The organism is Cellulosimicrobium sp. XJ-DQ-B-000, from assembly GCF_031119065.1.
GTDB classification, from domain to species: domain Bacteria; phylum Actinomycetota; class Actinomycetes; order Actinomycetales; family Cellulomonadaceae; genus Cellulosimicrobium; species Cellulosimicrobium funkei.
Genome location: NZ_JAVHYN010000003.1, coordinates 164,123 through 181,337, shown reverse-complemented (window position 1 = coordinate 181,337; position 17,215 = coordinate 164,123). Strand labels below are relative to the sequence as shown.

Genomic DNA, 17,215 nt, shown 5'->3' with positions numbered 1-17,215 from the left:
CGGCGTCGAGCGGTGCCACGCTGGGCTCATGTCCAGCACCGATGCCGCACGTCCGGGGGCCGCGTTCGGTCCCGAGGTCTACGCCGCGCGTCGCGAGCGCGCCGCCGCGCACGCGCGCGACGCCGGTCTCACGGGGCTGCTCGTCTCGCCCGGCCCCGACCTCGCGTACTTCACCGGGTACGCGCCGCCGGAGACGGAGCGGCTGACGCTGCTCACGATCCCCGCCGAGGGGACCGGGACGACCGGCGGCGCGTCCGTCGTCGTGCCGCTGCTGGAGCGGGGCGACCTGGCCTCCGCCCCGGGCGCGGACGGCCTGGACGTCGTGACGTGGCGCGACGGCGACGACGAGCACGACGCCGCGGCGCGGCTCCTCGCCGCGGACGGCACCTACGCCGTCTCGGACGCCACGTGGGCGCTGCACGTGCTCGGGCTACAGCGCGCGCTGCCCGGCGTCCGCCTCACCGCGTTCTCCGACGCCGTCCCGACGCTGCGGGCCGTCAAGGACGCCGCGGAGGTGGAGCGCCTCGCCGCGGCGGGTGCGGCCGCCGACGCCGCGTTCGCGGACGTCCTGGGCGTCGCGTTCGCGGGCCGGCGCGAGCGGGACGTCGCGGCCGACCTCGACCGGTTCCTGCGCGAGCACGGGCACGAGCAGGTCGACTTCACGCTCGTGTGCTCCGGCCCGAACGGCGCCGACCCGCACCACGACGCGGGCGACCGCGTCATCGAGCCCGGCGACCTCGTCGTGCTCGACTTCGGCGGGCTGCGCGACGGGTACGGGTCGGACACCTCGCGGACGGTGCTGGTCGCGGGCGGCACGGACGACGCCCTCGCGGGCCAGCAGCGCGAGGTCTACGACGTCGTCCGGCGCGCGCAGCAGGCCGGGGTCGACGCGGTGCGCCCGGGCGCGACGTGCCAGGACGTCGACCGCGCCGCGCGCGCCGTCATCGTCGACGCGGGCTACGGCGAGCGGTTCGTGCACCGCACCGGCCACGGCATCGGCACGACGACGCACGAGCCGCCGTACATGGTGGAGGGCGAGGACCGCCCGATCGAGCCCGGCATGTGCTTCTCCGTCGAGCCGGGCGTGTACCTGCCCGGCCGCTTCGGCGTCCGGATCGAGGACATCGTCGTCGCGTTCCCGCCGGACGTGCCCGACGGCGCACGCCGCCTCAACACCTCGACCCACGACCTGCAGACGGTGCGCTAGCCGTCGGCACGGCGGGCGCGGCACCTCGAGCCGGCACTCCGCCTCAGCCGCTCTGGGCCCCTCCGGCGCCGGTGGCGCGCACACGGTCGTTGCGGATGCCGACCCAGCTGAGCACGCCGCCGAGGACGAGCAGACCCGCCGTGACGAGGAGCGAGCGGTGGAAGCCGTCGAGGTCGAGCACGCCGCCGACGATCACCCCCGCGAACGCGATGACGACGAGCCCCGCGACGCGCGACACCGCGTTGTTCACCGCGGAGCCGATGCCGGCGTCGGCCGCCGGGATCGAGCCGAGGATCGCCGACGTCAGCGGCGCGACCGTCATCGCGAGGCCCAGGCCGAAGAGCACGAGGCCCGGCAGGACCTGGGTGACGTACACGGCGTCGTCGGTCGTCGTGAGCAGGAGCAGGTAGCCGGCCCCGCCGACGATCGGGCCGAGCGTCATGAACAGGCGCGGGCCGTAGCGGCCCGCGAGCGCCCCGAACCGCGTCGACAGGGCGAGGAGCACGAGCGTGACGGGGAGCTGGGCGAGCCCGGCGGCGGTCGCGCTGTACCCGCCGACCTGCTGGAGGAAGAGCGTGACGACGAACCCGCCGAAGTACAGCGCGCCGTAGATCGCCGCGGTCGCGAGGTTGCCCCACGCGAAGTTGCGCACCCGGAACAGGCGCGGCGGCAGCATCGGGTCCGGGGCGCGGCGCTCCCACCCCACGAACGCGGCGAGGCACACGACCCCCACGGCGAACGGTCCCCACACCACGGGGCTCGCCCACCCGAAGCGGCCCTGCTCGATGAGCGCGAACACCGTCCCCGCGAGCCCGACGGCGGCGAGCGTCGCCCCGAGCGTGTCGATGCGCCGTCGTCCGCCCGGGCCCGCCGCGGCGTCCGGCTCCTCCGCCGCGGACCGGGGGACGCCGCGCAGCAGCCACAGCGTGACGGCGACGGGGAGCACGTTGATCCAGAAGACCCAGCGCCACGAGATCGCGTCGATGAGGACGCCGCCGAGCAGCGGCCCGACGAGCGACGCGGTGCTGGTCCACGCGGTCCAGGAGCCGATCGCGCGGGCCTGCCGCTCGCCGTCGAACGTGGAGATGATCATGGCGAGCGAGCTGGGCACGAGCAGGGCGCCCGCGACGCCCTGGAGGCCGCGCGCGACGACGAGGACGAGGCCGTCGGGCGCGAGCGCGCACGCGACCGACGTCACGGCGAACCCGACGAGCCCGATCGCCATGATGCGGCGGCGCCCGTGGACGTCCGACAGCGACCCCGCCAGGAGGATGAGCGCGCCGAGCGTGATCATGTAGGCGTCGACGACCCACTGCTGCAGCGCGAGACCCGTGACGGGCCCGGTGGTGAGCTCGGCGGAGATCGCGGGCAGCGCGACGTTGACCACCGAGCCGTCCAGGAACGACACGAACGACGCGAGGACCGCGACCACCAGCACCCGCTGCTGCACCCTCACGCCCTCACGCTACGACGGTCGCGGCGATCAGGCGTTGGGAGCGACGTCCGTCCCCGCCCCGCGGCGGCGCGGAACGACGCGCGACGACGCCGTCCGCCCGGCGGGTCCGGGCACCTCCTCGACCTCGAGGCCGGCATCGGCGATCATCGCGAGGTCCGCGGCGGCGTCCTGCCCCTCCGCCGTGAGGTAGTCGCCGAGGAAGAGCGAGCTGGCCACGTGCAGGGCGAGCGGCTGAAGTGCTCGCAGATGGAGCTCCCGCCCGGCGCCCAGGCGCAGCTCGGCCCGGGGCAGCGCGAACCGCGCGGCGGCGAGGATCCGCAGGCACCGTTGCGGCGTGAGCTCGTGCCGGCCCGCGAGCGGGGTCCCCTCGAAGGGCACGAGGAAGTTGACCGGGACGGAGTCCGGGTCGAGCGCCCGCAGCTCCAGGAGCACGTCGACGAGCTGCTCGGGGGTCTCCCCCGCCCCCGCGATGAGCCCCGAGCAGGCCGACAGCCCGGCGCCCTGGACGCGCCGGACGGTCGCGACGCGGTCCGCGTGGTCGTGGGTCGTGCAGATCTCGGGGTAGGCGTCCTGCGACGCGTTGAGGTTGTGGTTGTAGGCGTGGGCGCCCGCGTCGCGCAGGCGCTCGGCCTGGCCGTCGGACAGCAGCCCGAGGCACGCGCAGACCTCGACGCCAGGGTGCTCCTCGACGATCCGGGAGACGACCCCGCAGACGCGGGTCACGTCGCGCTCCGTGGGGCCGCGCCCGCTCGCCACGAGGCACACGCGCGACGCCCCGGCGTCGATGCCCGCGCGCGCCGCACCGAGCGCCTCGGGCGCCCGGAGCCACGTGTACCGCAGGATCTCCGCCGCGGACCCGAGCCGCTGGGAGCAGTAGGTGCAGTCCTCGGGGCACAGCCCGGACTTGAGGTTGACGAGGTAGGCGAGCTTCACGCGCCGGCCGAACCACCGGCGTCGGACCCGGGCCGCCGCGGCGACGACGTCCAGGAGGTCGTCGTCGTCGGTCGCGAGGACGGCGAGGAGGCTGTCCGCGGAGGGCGCCTCCTCGCGCGTCGTGGCGGAGACGAGGTCGTCGAGCAACGCGGCGAGGTCGTGGTCCATGGGTCGATCGTGGCGACGCGCGCCGCGCGCGCGTGCACGGTCTCTCCAGCGTCGCGTTCCGCCGACCGGGGAGCCCGACGACGCGTTGGTGACGGTCCACAAGACCGGTGGGGCGAGACCGTCGCTCTCCCCCAGGCGCAGGTCGCACCCCGTCGGCCCCGAGACTCGTCCGCGACATACCTAGCGGTAGGTATGGTCGCCCGCTAGGCTCGGACCATGCCGTCCGACACGCCACGCGCGGAGGCGCCCGGCTCGAACCGGGACCGCCTCGTCGCCGCCGCGCAGGAGCTCTTCTGGGCCCAGGGCGTCGGCGCGACGAGCCCGCGCCAGGTCCTCGCCGCGAGCGGCGTCGGGCAGGGCAGCCTCTACCACCACTTCCCCACGAAGCACGACCTCGCCGCCGCGGCCGTGCACGCCACGACGACCGCGGGCCTCGACGCCGCGCGCCGCGACCTGGGCGCGCAGGGCTCCGCCGTCGAGCGCCTCGTCCGCTATCTCGAACGCCCGCGGCCCGCGCTCGCCGGCTGCAAGGTCGGGCGCCTCGTGAGCGACCAGGCCGTCATGGACGACGCCGCGCTCGCCGCTGAGGTGCGCGCCTACTTCCGCGGGCTCGTCGACCTGGCCGCCGCCGTCCTCGTCGAGGGCGGGCTGCCCGACGACGCGGCGCGCGACCGCGCGCACGCCGCCGTCGCCGTCGTGCAGGGCGGGTACGTCCTCGCGCGCGCCCTCGACGACCCGGACGCGATGTCCGCCGCCGCGCGGGGCTTCGTCGCCCTGCTCGACCCGCTCCCGACCACCTCGGAGGACGCATGACCGACGCCGACCGCCCGACCCTGCGCGAGCGCCTGCGCGCCCTGCCCGTCCTCGGCCCCGACCTCCCCGGTCTCGACGTCGACGCCGCACCCGACGACCCGGGCACGCTCTTCGTCCGCTGGCTCGACGACGCGATCGACGCCGGGCTGCCCGCACCGCACGCCGCCACCCTCTCGACCGCCGACGCGAGCGGCCGCGTGGACGCCCGGACCCTCATCCTCAAGGACGTCGACGGCGACGGGTGGGTCTTCGCGACGCGCGCCGACTCCCCAAAGGGCGTCGCGCTCGCGCAGAACCCGAACGCCGCCCTGACGTTCTTCTGGCGCGAGCACGGTCGGCAGGTCCGCGTGCGAGGACCCGTCGTGCCGCTGGACGCCGAGACGTCCGCCGCCGACTTCCTGGACCGGTCCGACTTCTCCCGCGCGACCGCCCTCGCCGGGTCGCAGAGCGCCCCGCTCGCGTCCCGCGCCGCCTACCGCGAGGCATGGGACGCCGCCCTCGACCGCGTGCGGGCGGAGCCCGGGCTCGTCCTCGACGCCTGGACCGCGTACGCGCTCGAGCCGACGAGCGTGGAGTTCTGGGCGTCGTCGGGCGCGGGCCAGACCCGCCTGCGGTACACCGCGGCGTCCGGCGCGCCGACCACCTGGACGAAGGAGCTGCTGTGGCCCTGACCGACGCCCCCGCCCTCACCCCGCCCGACGTCGAGGAGGTCCGGCGCGACGCGCGCGCCGCCCTCGACGCGGTGACCGACGCGGCGCGCGGGCTCGACGCCGCCGGGCTCGACGCGCCGTCGGCCCTGCCCGGGTGGTCGCGCAGCCACGTGCTCGCGCACGTCACCGCCATCGGCGAGGCCATGGCGCGGCAGGCCGAGCGCGCCGCGCGCGGCGAGCTCGTCGAGGTGTACGACGGCGGCGCGGCCGGGCGCGAGGACGGCATCCGGACGGGCGCGCTGCGCTCCGTCGCGCAGCACGTCGCGGCGCTCGATGCGCTGGCCGACCGCCTCGACGCCGCGTGGCCCGCCGCCGGGTCCCCCGCGTGGTCCGCGCCGGTGACGTACCGCGACGGCACGGTCGCGGACGCGCTCGTGGCCTGGTGGCGCGAGGTGCGGATCCACGCGGTCGACCTCGACGCGGGCGTCGGCCTCGACTCCTGGCCTCCCGCGCTCGGGCTGCACCTCCTCGACTTCCTCGGAGTCCGGCTCGCGGACGACGTCGTGGTCGAGCTCGACGGGAAACCAGGAGACCTCGTCGTGGGTCCCGCCGGCGTCCACGTCGGACCGGGCGCTCTCCGCGTCGGACCGGGCGCCCTTCGCGTCAGACCGGGCGGGCTCCGCGTCGCTGCCGGACCTGAGCCCGCGTCCGAAGCCGAGCCCACGTCCGGGGCCGCGGCCTCGCCTGCGCCCGCGTCCGCGCCCGGCCGGGGCGCCGTCGTCGTCCACGGCCGCCTCACCGACGTCGCCGCCTGGCTCGCGGGCCGCGCCCCCGGCGCCGAGCCCACCGCCCGCCTCGCGGGCGAGCCCGTGAGCCTCCCCGAGATCGGCCCCTGGCCGTCCCCGTACTCCCCGCCGCAGGGGAACCCCACCCCCGCGAGGTAGAGCCCCGGTCGGCCGAGGTAGAGCCCTGGTCCGCCAGGTAGAGGCGTGGTCGGCTGGCGCACGCGGACCACGGCTCTACCTCGCGAGACCACGGCTCTACCTCGCGAGACCACGGCTCTACCTCGCGGGAAGACGGCTCGGACCCGGCCGGATCGCGCGGTACGCGACGTCCGACCTGCCCGGCTCGGGACCGAGGTCCCTCGAAAGTGTGACGCACGCCCGTGACGCACCGCACAGTTAGTGCACTCTTTCACAAGCGTAGGATCGACATGTGTCGAGTCGAGCGAGCAACCCCGCAAGCAGCGCAGACCAGATCGACGTAGCCCTCATCGGCGGTGGCATCATGAGCGCCACGCTCGGGGCACTCCTGAAGGTCTTGGAGCCCACCTGGAAGGTGCGCATCTACGAGCGCCTGGACGCCGTGGCGCAGGAGTCGTCGAACCCGTGGAACAACGCCGGGACGGGTCACGCCGCCCTGTGCGAGCTGAACTACACGCCGGAGAAGCCGGACGGCTCGATCGACATCACCAAGGCGGTGAAGATCAACGAGCAGTTCGAGGTGTCGCGCGAGTTCTGGCACCACCTGCTCACGACGGGCGCGCTGCCGCAGCCCGCGAGCTTCATCTCCCGCACCCCCCACATGACCTTCGTGCGCGGCGCGGAGAACGTCGACTACCTGCGTCGCCGCTTCGAGACGCTGCGCCGCCACCCGCTGTTCAGCGAGCTCGAGTTCACGGACGACCCGGCGGTCATCGCCGAGTGGGCCCCGCTCCTGGTCGCCGAGCGCGACGGCGACGAGCCGGTCGCGGCCACGCGCGCGACGAGCGGGACGGACGTCGACTTCGGCGCCCTCACCGAGCAGCTCGTCGACTACCTCGTCTCGGAGGGCACGCAGCTCTACCTCGAGCACGAGGTGAAGAACCTCAGGAAGACGAAGGACGGCCGCTGGCGCCTGACGGTCAAGGACCGCTCGTGGAACGCCCCGAAGCGCCGCTCGACCGTCGAGGCCCGGTTCGTGTTCGTGGGCGCCGGCGGCGGCGCGCTGCCGCTGCTCCAGGCGGCCGGCATCCCGGAGGCGAAGGGCTACGGCGGCTTCCCGATCAGCGGTGAGTTCCTCCGCACGGACGACCCGGAGCTCGTCGCCCAGCACCAGGCGAAGGTCTACGGCAAGGCCGACGTCGGCTCGCCGCCCATGTCGGTCCCGCACCTGGACACGCGCGTCGTCGACGGCAAGACGTACCTGATGTTCGGCCCCTACGCCGGGTTCAGCCCCAAGTACCTCAAGAAGGGCAAGTACCTCGGGCTCCTCACGTCGCTGCGCCTGCACAACCTCGGCTCGATGGTCGGCGCGGGCCTGAAGAACCTCGACCTCACCCAGTACCTGGTGGGCCAGCTCCTCGCGAGCCCGGAGACCAAGTTCACCGCGCTCCAGGGCTTCATGCCCACCGCGCACCCCAAGCACTGGGAGACCATCACCGCGGGCCAGCGCGTCCAGGTGATCAAGAAGGACAAGGACGGCAAGGGCGTCCTCGAGTTCGGCACCGAGGTCATCGCGGCGTCCGACGGCTCGATCGCCGGCCTGCTCGGCGCCTCGCCGGGTGCCTCGACGGCCGTCCCCGCGATGATCGACCTGCTCGAGCGCTGCTTCCCCGCCCGCTTCACCAAGTGGCGCCCGGAGCTCGCGACGATGATCCCGAGCCTCGGCCACGCCCCGTGGGAGGCGCACGAGCTCGAGGGCCTCGACCAGCTCACGGGCGACGCGGACGTCGACGCGGTCGGCTCGCGCGCCTGACCCGAGCGACACCGCTCCCCCGCGAACGGCCCGGACCTCCACGAGGTCCGGGCCGTTCGTGCGTCCGGAGACGCCGCACGCGGTCGAGCGGCGCGTGGCCGGGCAGTTCCGCACGCGAGGGCTCAGCGCGCGAGCGGCGTGCCCCGGGTCCCCGGCCGCCGCGGCGCGGCGGGCACGTTCGCCCCGGGGCGCCCGCCCGGCACGGCAGGAGCGGCGCGCACGCCGTCGCGCACGGCCGGGTTCGGCACGACGCGCCGCAGCACGAGCTCGGCCGCGACCTCGTGCGGGTCGACGACGGCGGCCGGCTCGGCCGGGCGCGACGCCGCGGCGCGCAGGTCGGCGTCCAGCCGCTGCGCGTCACGGTCCCAGCGCTCGCCGTGCACCGACCGGTCCCCGCGCGCGTCCCACGCGGCGCCGCCGGGCCACGCGCCGTCGGACCCGGCGGGGAACCACGGACGGGCCGGGTCCTCGCGGCGGACCGCGAGGGCCGCGACCGTCGGGCCGACGACGAGGAGAAGAGCCACCACACCCCAGAAGATGTCCATGGCTCCACCCTCGCGGCGCACGACCCGCGCCACGAGTGGCAGCACTGACACCTCTCGACAAGATCCTGCCAGCGGCGTAGCGTGCCGAGCATGGTGCGATCCGTCGCGGCCGTCGTGTGCGACGGCCTGGCCCCGTTCGAGTTCGGCGTCGTGTGCGAGGTCTTCGGCCTCGACCGCAGCGACGACGGTGTCCCGTCGTTCGACTTCCGCGTGTGCGGCCCGGTCGCGGGCCGTGCCGTCCGCACGTCGGTGGGCGCGCACGTCGTGCCCGACCACGACCTCTCCGCGACGGACGACGCGGACCTGGTCGTCGTGCCGGCGATCCGCATCGGGACCGACTACCCGCCCGCGGTGCTCGACGCCGTCCGCCGCGCGTCCGACCGCGGCGCCCTGCTGCTCAGCGTGTGCTCGGGCGTGTTCGTGCTCGCGGCCGCGGGCGTCATCGAGGGACGGCGGGTGACGACGCACTGGATGCACGCCGACGAGCTGCGCCGTCGTTACCCGAGCCTCGACATCGACCCCGACGTGCTCTTCGTCGACGACGGCAACCTCATCACGAGCGCCGGAACGGCGGCGGGCATCGACGCGTGCCTGCACCTCGTGCGCCGCGAGCTCGGGGCCCGGGTGGCGAACACCATCGCCCGGCGCATGGTCGTGCCGCCCCAGCGCGACGGCGGGCAGCGCCAGTTCATCGAGCGCCCGGTGCCCGAGTGCGAGGAGGACTCGTTCGGGGAGCTGCTGGAGTGGATGACCGACCACCTCGACGAGCCGCTCACCGTGCGCGACCTCGCCCGCCGGGCCCACACCTCCGAGCGCACCTTCGCGCGCGCGTTCGTCGCGCAGACCGGCACGACCCCGCTCGCGTGGCTGACGTCGCAACGCGTCGCGCACGCGCAGTCGCTGCTCGAGGAGTCCTCGCTGGACCTGGAGGAGGTCGCGCGCCGCAGCGGTTTCGGGTCGGCCGCGCTCCTGCGCCACCACTTCCGGCGGGCGGTCGGGATCACGCCGACGGAGTACCGCCAGACCTTCCGGTTCGCCGCCTGACCCCTCCGGAGGAGGTGTCGCTCCTTCGCGACTCCTTCACCCGGCCCCCTCGCGCGCGCAACCTACGGTCCCGTAGGGTGGGGTCATCTGCACGACGAGCACCTGCTCACCTCCGCGGCTGGGAAGTCGACACCGACACCCCTGCGAGGACACATGACCTCTGCCGCAGTGCGCCCGGGCTTCCGGGCCACCCGCCCTCGGACCGACGAGCCCGGTGCCGTCACCAGCACCTACAGCGCACTGTCGCGCACGGTGCGCGACGCGGGCCTGCTCCACCGCACGCACGCCTACTACCTGTGGACCCTCGGGGTCCTCACGCTCGCGCTCGGCGGCGCTGTCGCCGGGTTCGTCCTCCTGGGCGACTCGTGGTTCCAGCTCCTCGTCGCCGGGGCGCTCGGCCTGATCCTCACCCAGTTCGCGTTCGTCGCGCACGAGGCGTCGCACCGCCAGGTCTTCGCGTCCGGCCCGGCGAACGACCGCCTCGGGAAGGTGCTGGCCAACGGCGTCGTCGGCATCAGCCACTCGTGGTGGATGAACAAGCACACGCGCCACCACGCGAACCCGAACCGCCGCGGCAAGGACCCGGACATCGCGCCCGACGTCGTCGTGTTCCTCGAGGAGGACGCGGAGGTCGCGAAGGGCTTCCGGGCGGTCATCAACCGCTACCAGGGCTGGCTGTTCTTCCCGCTCCTCACGCTCGAGGGCGTGAACCTGCACGTGCAGGCGTTCCGCTCGCTCCTCGCCGGCGGCCGCGCGCGCGGCGACGTCCGCACGCGCGTCATCGAGATCGTCACCATCACGCTGCGCCTGTCGCTCTACGTCGGGGCGGTCGTCTGGTTCCTGCCGCTCGGCCTCGCAGCCGCCTTCCTGGGCGTCCAGCTCGCCGTCTTCGGCGTCTACATGGGGGCGTCGTTCGCCCCCAACCACAAGGGCATGGCGATCATCCCCGCCGACAGCAAGATCGACTTCCTGTCCAAGCAGGTCCTCACCTCGCGGAACATCCGCGGCGGGTGGTGGATGAACATCCTCATGGGCGGGCTCAACTTCCAGATCGAGCACCACCTGTTCCCGAGCATGCCGCGCCCGCACCTCGCGCGGGCCCGCGAGATCGTGCGCGAGCACTGCGCGCACCTCGGCCTGCCGTACACGGAGACGAGCCTCGTGCAGTCCTACGCGATCGTCGTCCGGTACCTCAACCGCGTGGGGCTCTCGGCGCGCGACCCGTTCGACTGCCCGATGTTCCGCCAGCTCCGCCGGGTCTGACCGACCCTCCCCCTGCGGCACGACGACCCGCTGCACGACGCCCCGCGCCCGACGACGCGCGCGGGGCGCGTCAGGCGGACGCCGCGTGCCCGTGGCGCCAGTACCCGACGAAGTCGACGTGCGCCTTCGGCACGCCCCGGTCGTTGACCAGGTGGCGACGCACGCCCGTGGCGAGCGCCGACTCCCCGACCGCGTACGCGTAGCCGGGACCGGCGGGCAGGTCGGCCGACCGTACGGCGTCGAGCGCGAGACGACCCGGCAGCAGGTCGTGGTCGCCGCCGCCCGCGGGCCGTGCGCCGTCGCGCGCCAGCCAGCGCAGCTCGACGCCCGCGGGCACACGGAACTCCTGGGCGTCCGCCGCCTCGGGGACCTCGACCACCGCGAGGCCGCGCGCGTCGTCGGGCAGGGACTCGCAGATCCCCGCGACCGCGGGCAGCCCGGTCTCGTCGGCGACGAGGAGCGTCCAGTCGTGCGGGACGCGCGGGTGGTAGCCGATCCCCTGGTCGAGCAGGCCCACGCGGTCCCCCGGCTCGGCGGACAGCGCGAACGAGGACGCGGGCCCCGCGTCGCCGTGCACGACGAAGTCCACGTCCAGCTCGCGCAGGCCCGGGCGCACGGCGCGCACGGTGTAGTTCCGCACCCACGGGCGGCGCGCCTTCGGCGTGGCGAGGTACTGGACGTACCAGAGGCCCGACGCGCGGGTCGGCAGCCGCAGCGCGTCCTGGTCCTCGCGCGGGAGGAAGAGCCGGAACCACTGGTCGAACCCCAGCGGGGTGAAGAGGTCCAGCTCGTCTCCCCCGAGCGTGACCCGCACGACGTTCGGACTGACCCGCTCGCGCCCGACGACGCTCAGCGTGACGACGTGCGCGTCCTGGGGCTTGACGGTCTTGACGGACACCGGCGGCTCCTCTGCGACGCCCGGCTCCCCGGGCGGAACGGCGGCCCCGCGAGCGCGTCGACCACGAGAGAGGTTAGCCTCACCTCACGCCTGCGTCGATGTGCTGGATCCCACACGCTGCCCGCGGCCGCCCCGCCCGAGGCACCCGACGCCTCCTGGCATGCTCGGGACGTGGAGATCCCCGTCGTCTGGTCCGTGGTCCTGCTCGTCACGGCCGCCTGGAACCTGCTCATCTGGCCGCGCTTCCTCCAGCGCATCGCCAAGGACCCCCGCTCGCGCGACGCCGACGGCCGCGCGACGCGCTTCCTCACCGTGCACGTCGTGCTCATCGCCGTCTCGCTCGCGCTCGCCCTCGCCGTCGGGGTGCTGGGCGTCCTCACGCTCGTCTGAGCCGGGCCGTCGCGCGGCCCGGCCCGACGCCCCACCCGCGCCCGAGCGCGGCGCGGACTAGCGGCGTCGGACGAGGTTCGCGAGCGGCGAGTGCCGAGGCACCCACCGCGCGAGCGCGGCCGCGGAGCAGGCGCCGAGCGCCGCCGTCGCCCAGACGCCCGCGGCGAGCGACCCCAGCGCCGCACCGGCCGACAGCACGAGCGGGCCGAGGGCGTCACCGGTGTCCTGGAACAGGCGCCACACGCTGAGGAAGGTCGGGCGCACGTCCGCGGGCGCGACGTCGGCGCCGAGCGTCATGACGATGCCCGAGCCCATGCCGTTCCCGACCCCGAGCACGGCCGCGACGACCGCGAGCGCGGGGGCGGTGTGCGCGAGCGGCAGCACCGCGAGACCGACGGCCATCGTGAGCATGGACGGCACGGCGACCCACAGGCGCCCGAACCGGTCCATGACCTTGCCCGCCGGGTAGAAGAGCAGCATGTCGAGCGCACCGGAGACGCCGAAGATCAGCGACGTCACCTCGGCGTCGAGCCCCAGGTGCTCGCCCCACAGGGGGATGACGGTCTGCCGGGCCCCACGGACCGCGCTGACCAGGAGGATCGCCACGCCGAGCGTCGCGAACAGGTGGCGGTGGTCGCGCGCCACGCGGGCGATGCCGACCCGCGGCACGGCCCGCGCGCCGCGCAGTCGAGCACGCCCGGCCTCCGCGGGGTCCGGCCGCACGACGGCGAGCACCACCACCGCGGTGAGGGCGGCGCCCGTCCCGAGCCAGTAGGCGCCGCGCACGTCCGTCGCGGCGATGACCGCCGCGCCCGCGAACGGGCCGAGGAACAGCCCGATCCGGTGCACGCCCGCGAGCGTCGACAGGACGCGGGCCCGGCGCAGCGGGGGCGTGATCTCGGTGAGGTACGCCTGGCGGGCGAGGTTGAAGACGGCGGTCGACGCACCCAGCGCGAGGACCCCCGCCGCGAGGCCCCACAGACTGGGGGTGAGCGCGATCGTCGCGAAGGCGACCGCCGCGACGCCCCCGGCGAGCCGCATGGCCGCACGGTCGCCGAGGCGCTGGGCGAGCGCCCCGGCGGGAAGGTCGAAGAGGATCTTGCCGATCGGCACGAGCGCGGCCACGAGCCCGGCGACCGTGAGGCTCGCACCCCGGCCCGTGGCCGTGACGGCGACGACCGGCAGCATGGCCCCGACGCCGATCTCGAGGACGAGCGTGGGGAGGAACGCGCCGAGGACGACGCTGCGCAGCGGGAAGAGCGGTGCGTCGGTGCCCGCGGGGGCGGTCACCGGGCCTCCGCCACGGCCTCGACGGCAGGGCTCGGCACCTCGACGGCAGGGCTCGGCGCTTCGACGCCCGCGCGCAGCGCGGCCGCGTCGGGCCGGGAGACGTCGACGCCGCGGCACGCGGGGGCGTCCGCGAGGAGCTCCAGGAGCTGCGGCGCGGCCGAGGCGCCGCGGTCCCAGCGCCCCGTGACGACGGAGACGACCCAGCTCGGCGCACCGCCCTCCGGCAGCGCGAGCGTGACGAGGCGCTCGGCCTCCGGCTTGCCCGCGACGTGGCGCGGCACGAGCGCGATGCCGAGCCCCCGGTCGACGAGCTCGAGGAGCGTGTGCACGTCGTTGACCGAGCACCGCACGCGCCGGTGGACGCCGTGCGCGGCGCACGTCGCGTCGTTGACCGGCCGCGCGCCCCACGAGGGGTCGAAGTCGACGAACTCCTGGCCCGAGAGGTCGGACCACTCGACCCGGCCCCTCCCGGCGAGCGGGTGCTCGGGCGCGCACACGAGCACGAGCGGCTCGCTGCCCAGGACCGTCTGGGACAGCGGCCCCAGGTGCTCGGTGGTCGCGACGAACGCGACGTCGAGGTCGCCCTCGCGGACGCGCGCGAGGAGGTCGTGCGAGCCCGCCTGCGCGAAGTGGATCTCCACCTGCGGGTAGCGGCGGTGGAACCGCTCGAGCAGGGCGGTCACGTCGAGGACGCCGAGGCACTGCTCCGAGCCGACGCGCAGCGAGCCGGACAGCGCGCGCGTGGCCCGGACGACCGCGTCGCGGGCAGCGGCAGCCTGCGCGAGCATGGAGCGTGCGTACGGGAGCAGCGCGAGACCGGCTTCGGTGGGCTCGACGCGCCGCGTCGTGCGCGTGAACAGGCTCGCGCCGAGCTCCTCCTCCAGGCTGCGGACCGCGGCGGAGAGCCCCGACTGCGAGACTCCGACGAGCTGGGCGGCGCGGGTGAACTGGCGTTCGTCCGCGAGCGCGACGAGGTACTCCATCTGACGAAGATCCATTGACCACTCACAGTTCTCTATTTGACAAACACTAGTTGTTGGACTTCTAGGTTATCGCTTCCTAGGCTCGAGCCGTCGCGGCCGACCGGCCTCGCTCGGGTCGTCCGGCACCCCGCCCGCGGGCGGACGACGCCCTTCCTACCCCCGACCCGTGGGAACGACCCCCCTGCAGCGGCGCACTCTCGGATCCCGGACACCGAGGTCGTGCACCCGACCCGCCCACCCCACGAAGGAGCTCCACCGATGAAGACCTTCACCCTGACCGGCACCGACATCGTCGTCCCGAACGTCGTGCTCGGCCTCATGCGCATCCAGGACAAGACCGACGACGAGGTCCGCACCCTCGTGCGCACCGCACGGGACGCCGGCATCACGTTCCTCGACCACGCCGACGTGTACGGCTCCGAGCTCCACGGCTGCGAGCGTCGCTTCGCCGAGGCGCTCGACCTCTCCCCCGCCGAGCGTGCGGAGTGGGTCATCCAGTCCAAGGCCGGCATCGTGCCCGAGGGCCCGTACTTCGACTTCTCGTACGAGCACCTCGTCGCGTCCGTCGAGGGCTCGCTCGAGGCCCTGCGCACCGACTACCTCGACATCCTGCTGCTGCACCGCCCCGACGCCCTCGTCGAGCCCGAGGAGGTCGCGCGCGCGTTCTCCGACCTGCACGCCGCGGGCAAGGTGCGGGCGTTCGGGGTCTCGAACCACACACCGGGCCAGATCGAGCTGCTGCGCCGTTACGTCGAGCAGCCGATCGTCGCGAACCAGCTCCAGCTCTCCGTCACGCACGCCCCGCTCGTCGCGCAGGGCGTCGCCGCGAACATGCAGGCCCTCGACCAGTCGATCAGTCGCGACGACGGCATCCTCGACTACTGCCGTCTCCACGACATCACGATCCAAGCCTGGTCCCCGTTCCAGGCGGGGTTCTTCACGGGCGTGTTCCTGGGATCCGAGAAGTACCCCGAGCTCAACGCGGTGATCGACCGCCTCGCCGCCCGGTACGACGTGCCGCCCATCGCGATCGCGACCGCGTGGATCACGCGCCACCCGGCGCGCATGCAGGTCGTGCTCGGCACGACGAGCCCCGACCGGGTCGCCGGCGCCGCGCTCGGTTCAGAGGTCCCGCTCACCCGTGCGGAGTGGTACGAGATGCTCCGCGCCGCGGGGTACACCGTGCCCTGATCCCCGGGCGCCGAGGGCCCGGCGCGAGCGCGTGCGGAAGGTCACGCGCTCGCCGTCCGAGGGGTCCCGCGGGGCGGTCTAGGCTCGTGCCGTGGCAACCTTCTCGGCAGTGACCCGGCAGCACATCCTCCAGGCCCTCGCGGACTGGGACGACCGGGGCCGGGACGCGTTCCTCGGGGTCTACGGGTTCACCGCGTCCCCCGGCACCCCGCTCGTCCACGAGGACCGCGTCTACGACGCGCAGGCGATCCTCGGCGTCGCGCACCGGTACGCGACCGGCCGCGTCGCGACCGCCGAGGAGTTCCGCAGCAGCCCCGTCGGCGTCGCGGACCTGCTCCGCAAGCGCGGGTTCGACGTGCCCGGTGCCGCCCCCGCGGCGGCGCCCGCACCCGCGCGTCGGGCCACGGCGAAGGCCGCGCCCGCGACGCGCACACCGCGCCGCACGACGGCCCGCTCCGCGGAGCCCGAGAAGCCCCCGGCCGTGTGCCCCACGTGCTTCACGGTCCTGCCCGCGACGGGCATCTGCGACGAGTGCGGCTGAGCCGCGTCTCCACCAGCGCACGACGAGGGGCGCCGTCCGGTCGGACGGCGCCCCTCGTCGTGCGTGCTGCCTCGCGCGAGGCCGCGGGCGACCGGGTCAGTTGACCTCGGACGGGTGGGCGCTCACGCGGCCCGAGCCGTCACCCGTGTCGAGGACGTCGATCGCGGCGACCTCGTCGGCGGTGAGCTCGAACCCGAAGAGGTCGAAGTTCTCCACCATGCGCTCCTTGCGCGACGACTTCGGGAAGACGATGAAGCCGCGCTGCAGGTGCCAGCGCAGCACCGCCTGGGCGGGCGTCACGCCGTGGGCGGCCGCGGCGTCGACGACGGCCTGCTTCTCGAAGAGCGGGTACTTGCCCTGGCCGAGCGGACCCCAGGCCTCGATCTTCGTGCCGTTCGCGTCGGCCCAGGCGAGCACGTCGCGCTGCTGGTAGGCCGGGTGCAGCTCGATCTGGTCGACGGCGGGCACGACGCCCGTGTCCGCGACGATCCGGTCGAGGTGCTCGGGCAGGTGGTTGGAGACGCCGATCGAGCGCGCGAGGCCCGCGTCGCGGATCTCGACGAGCTTCGCCCACGCGTTCGTGTACTGGTCCTGCTCGGGCGCGGGCCAGTGCGTGAGGTACAGGTCGACGTGGTCGAGGCCGAGCTTGTCGAGGCTCTCGCGGATCGCGTCGTGCGGCTGCTCGCCCGACTGGCGGTCGTTCCAGAGCTTCGTGGTGACGAAGAGCTCGTCGCGGGGGATGCCGCTCTTCGCGATGGCGGCGCCGACGCCCTCCTCGTTGCGATAGATCGCCGCGGTGTCGATGTGGCGGTAGCCGACCTCGAGGGCCTCGCTCACGGCCTTCTCGGCCTCGTCCGGCGGCACGAGGAAGACGCCGAAGCCGAGCTGCGGGATGGTGTGACCGGAGTTGAGCGTCACGGTCGGTACAGAGGGAACGGTCATGCTTCCAGCGTAGGAACCCGCCTTCCACCCGTCCAACGACTGCGGCGCATACGACTCAGCGCTGCCGCTCATGAGTCGAACGGGAGCGCTGCGCGGAATGTCCGACTGGACTTCTCAGATCACGGTTTGGTTACATTGGCGCGTCCTACCCACGAAGAACCGGAG

The 17,215-nt window shown here is 74.5% G+C and carries 17 protein-coding genes; 10 read left to right on the top strand and 7 right to left on the bottom strand.

Going from position 1 to position 17,215, the window contains the following annotated elements; all coding sequences use genetic code 11:
• Positions 1-28: 28 nt before the first annotated feature.
• Positions 29-1,207, top strand: a complete 1,179-nt coding sequence (locus RDI86_RS06965) for an aminopeptidase P family protein (RefSeq protein ID WP_308821018.1) — start codon at positions 29-31, stop codon at positions 1,205-1,207.
• Positions 1,208-1,250: 43 nt separating this feature from the next.
• Here the strand turns inward: RDI86_RS06965 and RDI86_RS06960 are convergent, their stop codons facing one another.
• Together RDI86_RS06960 and bioB are read right to left on the bottom strand one after the other, a co-directional pair.
• A complete protein-coding gene (locus tag RDI86_RS06960) occupies positions 1,251-2,663 on the bottom strand; it encodes an MFS transporter (protein ID WP_076405597.1) in 1,413 nt (470 codons plus the stop codon).
• Positions 2,664-2,690: 27 nt separating this feature from the next.
• Positions 2,691-3,764, bottom strand: a complete 1,074-nt coding sequence (gene bioB, locus RDI86_RS06955) for a biotin synthase BioB (protein WP_308821017.1) — start codon at positions 3,762-3,764, stop codon at positions 2,691-2,693.
• 216 nt (positions 3,765-3,980) lie between these two features.
• Between bioB and RDI86_RS06950 the strand changes: the two genes are divergently transcribed.
• From RDI86_RS06950 to mqo, 4 genes are all read left to right on the top strand, one after another.
• Positions 3,981-4,577, top strand: coding sequence for a TetR/AcrR family transcriptional regulator (locus tag RDI86_RS06950; protein ID WP_308821016.1), 597 nt, complete (start codon positions 3,981-3,983; stop codon positions 4,575-4,577).
• Positions 4,574-5,248, top strand: coding sequence for a pyridoxal 5'-phosphate synthase (locus RDI86_RS06945; protein WP_251176145.1), 675 nt, complete (start codon positions 4,574-4,576; stop codon positions 5,246-5,248). The genes RDI86_RS06950 and RDI86_RS06945 overlap by 4 nt, the downstream gene beginning before the upstream one ends.
• The gene (locus RDI86_RS06940; protein ID WP_308821015.1) at positions 5,239-6,171 is read left to right on the top strand and encodes a maleylpyruvate isomerase family mycothiol-dependent enzyme; all 933 of its coding nucleotides are present in this window, start codon (positions 5,239-5,241) and stop codon (positions 6,169-6,171) included. Before RDI86_RS06945 ends, RDI86_RS06940 begins: the two co-directional genes overlap by 10 nt.
• 271 nt (positions 6,172-6,442) lie before the next feature.
• On the top strand, positions 6,443-7,963 hold the full coding sequence (gene mqo / locus RDI86_RS06935; protein WP_308821014.1) for a malate dehydrogenase (quinone): 1,521 nt from the start codon (positions 6,443-6,445) through the stop codon (positions 7,961-7,963).
• A 122-nt stretch (positions 7,964-8,085) separates the two neighbouring features.
• Here mqo and RDI86_RS06930 read toward each other — a convergent pair whose 3' ends face one another.
• Positions 8,086-8,508, bottom strand: a complete 423-nt coding sequence (locus RDI86_RS06930) for a hypothetical protein (RefSeq protein WP_308821013.1) — start codon at positions 8,506-8,508, stop codon at positions 8,086-8,088.
• A 90-nt stretch (positions 8,509-8,598) separates the two neighbouring features.
• On the opposite strand from RDI86_RS06930, the gene RDI86_RS06925 reads away from it, so the two are divergent.
• Together RDI86_RS06925 and RDI86_RS06920 are read left to right on the top strand one after the other, a co-directional pair.
• A complete protein-coding gene (locus RDI86_RS06925; RefSeq protein ID WP_076405607.1) occupies positions 8,599-9,552 on the top strand; it encodes a helix-turn-helix domain-containing protein in 954 nt (317 codons plus the stop codon).
• A gap of 153 nt (positions 9,553-9,705) precedes the next feature.
• A complete protein-coding gene (locus RDI86_RS06920) occupies positions 9,706-10,815 on the top strand; it encodes an acyl-CoA desaturase (RefSeq protein WP_034651111.1) in 1,110 nt (369 codons plus the stop codon).
• 70 nt (positions 10,816-10,885) lie between these two features.
• Here the strand turns inward: RDI86_RS06920 and RDI86_RS06915 are convergent, their stop codons facing one another.
• Positions 10,886-11,713 (bottom strand): siderophore-interacting protein, encoded by an 828-nt coding sequence (locus RDI86_RS06915; protein WP_061266775.1) that lies wholly within the window; start codon positions 11,711-11,713, stop codon positions 10,886-10,888.
• 171 nt (positions 11,714-11,884) lie between these two features.
• Here RDI86_RS06915 and RDI86_RS06910 point away from each other — a divergent pair, with 171 nt between their 5' ends.
• On the top strand, positions 11,885-12,103 hold the full coding sequence (locus RDI86_RS06910) for an SCO4848 family membrane protein (protein WP_061266776.1): 219 nt from the start codon (positions 11,885-11,887) through the stop codon (positions 12,101-12,103).
• 57 nt (positions 12,104-12,160) lie between these two features.
• Here the strand turns inward: RDI86_RS06910 and RDI86_RS06905 are convergent, their stop codons facing one another.
• Entirely contained in the window at positions 12,161-13,393 is a 1,233-nt protein-coding gene (locus RDI86_RS06905; protein ID WP_308821012.1) for an MFS transporter, read from the bottom strand.
• A complete protein-coding gene (locus tag RDI86_RS06900) occupies positions 13,390-14,391 on the bottom strand; it encodes a LysR family transcriptional regulator (RefSeq protein WP_083711899.1) in 1,002 nt (333 codons plus the stop codon). The genes RDI86_RS06905 and RDI86_RS06900 overlap by 4 nt, the downstream gene beginning before the upstream one ends.
• 243 nt (positions 14,392-14,634) lie before the next feature.
• Here RDI86_RS06900 and RDI86_RS06895 point away from each other — a divergent pair, with 243 nt between their 5' ends.
• Positions 14,635-15,567 carry an aldo/keto reductase gene (locus tag RDI86_RS06895; RefSeq protein ID WP_308821011.1) on the top strand — a complete coding sequence of 311 codons (933 nt, stop codon included), beginning with the start codon at positions 14,635-14,637 and terminating at the stop codon, positions 15,565-15,567.
• A 91-nt stretch (positions 15,568-15,658) separates the two neighbouring features.
• Entirely contained in the window at positions 15,659-16,108 is a 450-nt protein-coding gene (locus tag RDI86_RS06890) for a hypothetical protein (RefSeq protein ID WP_034651120.1), read from the top strand.
• Positions 16,109-16,204: 96 nt separating this feature from the next.
• Here the strand turns inward: RDI86_RS06890 and RDI86_RS06885 are convergent, their stop codons facing one another.
• Positions 16,205-17,050 carry an aldo/keto reductase gene (locus RDI86_RS06885; protein WP_308821010.1) on the bottom strand — a complete coding sequence of 282 codons (846 nt, stop codon included), beginning with the start codon at positions 17,048-17,050 and terminating at the stop codon, positions 16,205-16,207.
• Between the last annotated feature and the right edge of the window lie 165 nt (positions 17,051-17,215).

Coding starts and splice junctions, on each gene's coding strand:
- RDI86_RS06965 (WP_308821018.1), top strand. CDS start 29: ATGTCCAGCACCGATGCCGCACGTCCGGGGGCCGCGTTCGGTCCCGAG.
- bioB (WP_308821017.1), bottom strand. CDS start 3,764: ATGGACCACGACCTCGCCGCGTTGCTCGACGACCTCGTCTCCGCCACG.
- RDI86_RS06950 (WP_308821016.1), top strand. CDS start 3,981: ATGCCGTCCGACACGCCACGCGCGGAGGCGCCCGGCTCGAACCGGGAC.
- RDI86_RS06945 (WP_251176145.1), top strand. CDS start 4,574: ATGACCGACGCCGACCGCCCGACCCTGCGCGAGCGCCTGCGCGCCCTG.
- RDI86_RS06930 (WP_308821013.1), bottom strand. CDS start 8,508: ATGGACATCTTCTGGGGTGTGGTGGCTCTTCTCCTCGTCGTCGGCCCG.
- RDI86_RS06925 (WP_076405607.1), top strand. CDS start 8,599: ATGGTGCGATCCGTCGCGGCCGTCGTGTGCGACGGCCTGGCCCCGTTC.
- RDI86_RS06920 (WP_034651111.1), top strand. CDS start 9,706: ATGACCTCTGCCGCAGTGCGCCCGGGCTTCCGGGCCACCCGCCCTCGG.
- RDI86_RS06900 (WP_083711899.1), bottom strand. CDS start 14,391: ATGGATCTTCGTCAGATGGAGTACCTCGTCGCGCTCGCGGACGAACGC.
- RDI86_RS06895 (WP_308821011.1), top strand. CDS start 14,635: ATGAAGACCTTCACCCTGACCGGCACCGACATCGTCGTCCCGAACGTC.
- RDI86_RS06885 (WP_308821010.1), bottom strand. CDS start 17,050: ATGACCGTTCCCTCTGTACCGACCGTGACGCTCAACTCCGGTCACACC.